This is a genomic window from Ureibacillus acetophenoni, from assembly GCF_900220965.1.
Taxonomy (GTDB): Bacteria; Bacillota; Bacilli; order Bacillales_A; family Planococcaceae; genus Ureibacillus; species Ureibacillus acetophenoni.
This window is the reverse complement of sequence record NZ_OBQC01000002.1, coordinates 206,370-213,079: the sequence shown is the minus strand read 5'-3', so window position 1 is coordinate 213,079 and position 6,710 is coordinate 206,370. Positions and strand designations below refer to the sequence as shown.

5 protein-coding genes are annotated in these 6,710 nt (G+C 35.7%); 4 read left to right on the top strand and 1 reads right to left on the bottom strand.

The features are described 5' to 3' along the window. Positions 1–89: 89 nt before the first annotated feature. Positions 90–1,478, bottom strand: coding sequence for a glycine--tRNA ligase (locus tag CRO45_RS03790; protein ID WP_097148306.1), 1,389 nt, complete (start codon positions 1,476–1,478; stop codon positions 90–92). Positions 1,479–2,004: 526 nt separating this feature from the next. Here CRO45_RS03790 and CRO45_RS03785 point away from each other — a divergent pair. The 4 genes from CRO45_RS03785 (at position 2,005) to rpoD (ending at position 6,661) form a co-directional block, all read left to right on the top strand. Next, positions 2,005–2,643, top strand: a complete 639-nt coding sequence (locus CRO45_RS03785) for a helix-turn-helix transcriptional regulator (protein WP_097148305.1) — start codon at positions 2,005–2,007, stop codon at positions 2,641–2,643. 11 nt (positions 2,644–2,654) lie between these two features. Next, the gene (locus CRO45_RS03780; RefSeq protein ID WP_097148304.1) at positions 2,655–3,467 is read left to right on the top strand and encodes a pyruvate, water dikinase regulatory protein; all 813 of its coding nucleotides are present in this window, start codon (positions 2,655–2,657) and stop codon (positions 3,465–3,467) included. Positions 3,468–3,683: 216 nt separating this feature from the next. Further along, entirely contained in the window at positions 3,684–5,504 is a 1,821-nt protein-coding gene (dnaG, locus tag CRO45_RS03775; protein ID WP_097148303.1) for a DNA primase, read from the top strand. A gap of 32 nt (positions 5,505–5,536) precedes the next feature. Then, positions 5,537–6,661, top strand: a complete 1,125-nt coding sequence (rpoD, locus tag CRO45_RS03770) for an RNA polymerase sigma factor RpoD (protein WP_097148302.1) — start codon at positions 5,537–5,539, stop codon at positions 6,659–6,661. Positions 6,662–6,710: the final 49 nt, after the last annotated feature.

The following is a 6,710-nucleotide window of genomic DNA, read 5'->3' as shown; positions in this document are numbered from 1 at the left end:
TGCAAGCAACACAATCCTCGGTGCAAACGCGCATGTAAGTATGAAAAAGGGAGTATATCTCGCCTTAGCGAAATATACTCCGATACATTCTAGAATTGTAAATGCTTCTCGATATAAGCTTTAACTTCTGAAATAGGCATGCGCGTTTGCTCCATAGAGTCACGGTGACGTACCGTTACTTGGCCGTCTTCTTTAGAATCGAAATCGTATGTGATACAGAATGGAGTACCGATTTCGTCTTGACGACGGTAACGTTTACCGATTGATTGGGACTCATCGTAATCTACAGGGAATGATTTGCGAAGCTCATCCCAAACTTCTGTTGCATCGTCTGCTAACTTTTTAGATAAAGGTAAAACTGCTGCTTTAAATGGTGCTAATGCGGGATGGAAACGTAAAACTGTACGAACATCGCCACCTTCTAGCTCTTCTTCATCAAATGCGTCCACTAAAAATGCTAATGTAACACGGTCCGCACCAACAGATGGTTCGATACAATAAGGAACATAACGTTCATTTGTTACTGTATCAATATAAGTGAAATCCTCACCTGAATGTTCCATATGTTGTTTTAAATCGTAGTCTGTACGGTCTGCAATACCCCATAATTCACCCCAACCGAATGGGAAACGATATTCAATATCAGTTGTTGCATTTGAATAGTGAGATAATTCTTCTTCACCGTGATCACGAAGACGAATGCTATCTTCTTTTATACCTAGGTTAAGTAACCAGTTTTTACAGAATTCTTTCCAGTATTGTTGCCATTCAAGGTCTTCACCTGGTTTACAGAAGAATTCAAGTTCCATTTGTTCGAACTCACGTGTACGGAAAGTGAAGTTACCAGGTGTGATTTCGTTACGGAATGATTTACCTACTTGTGCAATACCGAATGGAATTCTTTTACGCATAGAGCGTTGAACATTTTTGAAGTTCACAAAAATACCTTGAGCAGTTTCAGGGCGTAAATAAATTTCATTTGTTGAAGATTCAGTAACACCTTGGAACGTTTTAAACATTAAGTTGAACTGGCGAATTTCTGTGAAGTCATTCTTACCACAATCAGGACAAGTTACTTCAAGCTCAGCCATCTTTGCTTTCATTTGGTCAAAGCTCATACCATCAACAACAATTTCATTACCTGTTTTTTCAATCGATGCTTCTTCGATTAATTTGTCTGCGCGGTGTCTTGCTTTACATGATTTACAATCAATCATCGGGTCATTGAAGTTTCCAACGTGACCAGAAGCCACCCATGCACGAGGGTTCATTAAAATCGCAGCGTCAAGACCAACGTTATACGGCGATTCTTGAACGAATTTTTGCCACCAAGCACGTTTTACATTATTTTTAAGTTCTACACCAAGTGGACCGTAATCCCACGTGTTTGCTAAACCACCGTAAATTTCAGAGCCAGGGAATACGAAACCACGATGTTTCGCCAAAGCTACGATTGTTTCCATTGATTTTTTTGTCATAAGTTTTACCTCCTAATAGTAAAAAATAAATAAAAGCACCCGTCTCCGGGCACAATTGTTTTATGCCCAGGGACGAGTGCATTTACCCGCGGTTCCACCCTGCTTGATTAAAAAACTATTGGCAAGCGTTCCGCACGGAGCTGACGAGGCTCTTCACAATCCTCACGAACCTTGTAGTTCGCTCCGGTTGTTCATCACCTCGTGCCTTGATTGACAAACGCTTTCAATCAGTTTTTTATACTAATAGCGTCTGTTAGAAGGCGAATCTTCCAGTTTTTTAATCCTCTTTTATAATAGTTGGCTCAAGGGGGCCGTTTCTCTTTTCGTGTAGGCTTTCACCGATCCCTACTCGCTAGTTTGGAAAAAATACTTATTACCCTATCATTGCCTTAATATTAAGTTTACCCATAGTTTATGCTAAGATTCATAACTGTGTCAATATTGTAGCATGTACTACTTTTCTTAGCAATTCAATCAAAATTAGTATATAATAATTGAGTAATAAGTATAACACTATTTGAGGCGGGTGAGTCCAATAGAACTCAATAAACGTCAGGACAAGATTTTACAGATTGTAAAAGAAAATGGTCCTATTACCGGTGAGCAAATTGCAGAACGTCTCAACTTGACTCGTGCAACGTTAAGACCGGATTTAGCAATATTAACAATGGCAGGATTTCTAGATGCTAGACCTCGTGTCGGCTATTTTTATTCTGGAAAAAAGACAATGGCCAGTGTAACTGAATCAATGTTAAATTTAAAAGTAAAGGATTTTCAATCAGTTCCTGTTGTAGTATCAGAAAATATGACAGTTTATGATGCAATTGTTCACATGTTTCTTGAAGATGTGGGAACTTTATTTGTAGTGGATCAAAAATCTTTCTTACAAGGTGTTTTGTCGAGAAAGGATTTACTACGAACAAGTATAGGCACTCAAAATTTAAGTCAGATTCCTGTTCATATCATTATGACTCGAATGCCTAATATTGTATTTTGTAAGAAAACAGACTCACTTATTGTAGCTGCAAAAAAACTAATTGATAGACAGGTAGATTCGCTTCCCGTTGTAAATGAAAAAGAAGATGGATTTGAAATTGTTGGGCGCATAACAAAAACGAACATTACCAAAGCATTTATATCATTAGCTGAAACGCATGATTTGTAAGGAGTGCTAATTTGAAAAAATTACAAGTGTACGTCGTATCAGATTCTGTTGGTGAGACAGGTGAACAAGTAGTAAAAGCAGTAGCTACTCAATTTCGACCAAATTTCGATCATACAGTCATTCGTAAATTTCCTCACATTACCAACAAAGAACATATTGATAATATCGCGGAAATAGCAAAATCAAATGGTGCTATAATTGTTTTTACGTTAGTTGAAGAGAGTATGAGAAAATATATGCTAGAAACCTGCAACCAAAAAGGCGTAAAAACGTTTGATTTGTTAGGACCGATGATTTCATTGTTTGAACAAGAAACTGCTCAAAAACCACTAGAAGAACCAGGTTTAGTTCATAAACTAGATGAAGATTACTTTAAAAAGATTGAAGCAGTTGAGTTTGCAGTAAAATATGATGATGGTCGTGACCCAAGAGGACTATTATTGGCAGATGTTGTGTTGATTGGGGTTTCTAGAACTTCTAAAACACCATTATCACAATATTTGGCACATAAGCGCTTAAAAGTAGCGAATGTTCCACTCGTACCTGAAATCGACCCACCTGAAGAATTGTTTCATGTGAATCCAAAAAAATGTTTTGGATTAGTCATTTCTCCAGAAAAGTTAAACATAATTCGTAGGGAACGACTAAAAGCGTTAGGTTTAAGTGATGACGCAAACTATGCAAAACATGCAAGGATTGAAGATGAGCTTAAACACTTCTATAAAGTAGTCAAAAATATTGGTTGTGAAATTATTGATGTAACCAATAAAGCTGTCGAAGAAACTGCAAATGTTATAATTCATAAAATTGAACATGAAAAATAGTGATTAAACCGCCTCTGAGCCCATTTGGAGGAGGTTTTTATTCGTTTTTTATAAAAAATAGTAGATTTTTGAAAGAAACTGTTTTATAATAATAAAATTGTGGTAAAAATATAATTGGATATATTTTTTATTTAAATTTTAATTTTTTTGTCGTATAATAAAGGATTTTTTTACATTATCACGAATTGTGTAATAAGTTAACAAGATGGTGATGCAATGACTGGAAAGATTCCTGAAGAATTGATAGAACAAATTCGATCTCAAATAGATATCGTCGATGTAATCAGTGAATATGTTCAGTTAACAAAAAGAGGGCGAAACTGGTTCGGTTTATGCCCATTCCATGGTGAAAATACACCGTCATTTTCAGTAACACAAGAAAAACAAATATTTCATTGTTTTGGATGTGGAGCTGGTGGAAATGCAATAACATTTATCATGGATATTGAAAATATTCCTTTTGTTAATGCTGTTGCTAAACTGGGTAATCGCTTAGGAATTCATATTGATTTACAAAATGATAGTATGCAAAAAAGTGCAGGAAACTATTCAAAATCTGAAGAAAATATGTTGAATGCCCATGAATTTGCAGCTGAATTCTATCATCATTTATTAATGAATACAGAAGATGGCGAAGAAGCATTAAATTATCTTCTAAAAAGAGGATTTACAAAGGAAGATATCGAAACGAATGGTATAGGTTGGTCTTTAACTTCTTGGGATACGCTTTCGATTTTATTAAAAAGAGAAGGCTATGACTTGGAAGAAATTGCTGAAAGTGGCCTAATCATTAAAAGAGAAAACGATTCTTCATTTTTCGATCGATTCCGTGGTCGAATTATGTTTCCAATTCGAGACGAATTAGGAAAGATAATTGCATTTTCAGGAAGAATACTTCATCAGACGGAAAATGAAGCAAAATACTTAAATAGTCCGGAGTCACCAATTTTTCATAAAAGCGAGGTACTTTTCAATTTAGATAAAGCGAGAAGTTCTATCCGCAAAACTGGACAAGCCATTCTTATGGAAGGCTTTATGGATGTATTAGCTACAAATCAAACGGGCGTTTTCAATGCTGTCGCCACAATGGGGACATCCTTAACTCCCCAGCACATCACAAAGCTCAAGCGCTTAGTTGAAAAAATTATTATATGTTATGACGGTGATAATGCTGGTTTAGAAGGGGCAAAGAGAGCTGCCGAAAAGCTTCAAGCTGAAAATTTAAAAGTGGAAGTTGCTGTATTACCCGATAAGCTTGATCCAGATGAGTATATAAGGAAATATGGCCCTGAATCTTATAAAACGATTCTTGATAAGCCACAAAGTTTTATGGCTTTTAGTATGATGCATGCTAGACGCAATAAAAACTTCCAATTTGAAAATGACATATTACAGTATGTTCAAGAAGTACTTGAGCAACTTGTTGGCGTATCTCCGATTGAAAGAGAGTTATATATTAAACAGCTAGCAAGTGAAACAAATATTTCTGTTGATGCTATTTATACTCAATTCCGTAAATTAGAAGCAGAACGTGCAAAAACGGTAAAACGTAATATTCAAAAAGGTGGACAAACTGTTCATATAGATGTTAAACAAAAAAAAATATTGACAGCTACGGACAGAGCAGAAAGATTACTTCTTTCGCATATGCTATACAATGCAGATGTTGTTGATCAAATTTTGAATAGTACAAATCCACAACCATTTGTGCATGATGAGTATGTTGCAGTGTTCGTTCGATTAATTGGATTTTATGAAGAACATGATACAGCAGATTATCAAAGATTTTTAGAAATACTTGATGATAATGAACTAAGAAAAATTGTAATGGAAGCTGCTATTTCAGAACGCGATCCAGAACATGCGGAAGCTGAAATTTCAGATTGTATAAAACATTTACAAAAGCATGGCATTAAAACAGAAATAAATAAGTTAACTCATGAATTTCAAGAAGCAGAAAAAATGCATGAGCATCAGCGAGCGCGTGAAATCGTGCAACAAATTATCGATTTGCGAAAATCATTATCGGCTATTTAACTTGATACGGTTGGTTAGAAGGAGGAAGGTTTATGGCTGACAAGTCAGAACATTCAAAAGAAGTAGTTAGTGATCAAAATTTGGAAGAAGTAAAAAAGCTTCTACAAGAACAAGCAAAAGATAAAGAAATTTCTATGAGTGAAATTTCAAGCAAACTTGCTCCGTTTGAATTAGAAAATGAAGAAATATTCCATTTTGCAGAAGAACTAGAAAACAATTTTAATTCAACTGTAAATGGTAAAGAGGAGTTTGAAGAAGAGGCTTTATCGAAACAAGAAGCAAGTGAAGAAGAATTCGATTTAAACGACTTAAGCGTTCCTCCTGGTGTTAAAATTAATGACCCTGTAAGAATGTACTTAAAAGAAATTGGAAGAGTCGACCTATTAACGGCTGAGGAAGAAATACAACTAGCAGAACGTATAGAAAATGGTGACGAAGAAGCGCGTAAACGCCTAGCTGAAGCCAACTTACGCTTAGTAGTATCTATTGCAAAACGTTATGTCGGACGTGGAATGCTTTTCCTTGACTTAATTCAAGAAGGTAATATGGGATTAATTAAAGCAGTTGAAAAGTTTGACTACCGTAAAGGATTTAAGTTTTCAACATATGCTACATGGTGGATTCGTCAAGCCATTACACGTGCCATTGCTGACCAAGCAAGAACAATCCGTATCCCAGTTCATATGGTCGAAACAATTAATAAATTGATTCGTGTGCAACGTCAATTACTACAAGATCTTGGACGTGAACCTTCACCTGAAGAAATCGGGGAAGAAATGGATTTATCTCCTGAAAAAGTTCGAGAAATATTAAAAATTGCTCAAGAACCAGTTTCATTAGAAACGCCTATTGGTGAGGAAGATGATTCGCATTTAGGTGATTTTATTGAAGACCATGAAGCGCAATCACCATCGGATCATGCAGCTTATGAATTATTAAAAGAACAGCTTGAAGATGTATTAGATACATTAACTGATCGCGAAGAAAATGTTTTACGTTTACGTTTCGGGTTAGATGATGGTCGTACACGTACGCTTGAAGAGGTTGGTAAAGTTTTTGGTGTTACACGTGAACGTATTCGTCAAATTGAGGCAAAAGCTCTTCGTAAGCTTCGCCATCCTTCAAGAAGTAAACGTTTAAAAGACTTTTTAGAATAAAAAACTGTGAAAAAGACATCCATTTGGATGTCTTTTTAGTTTTATATAT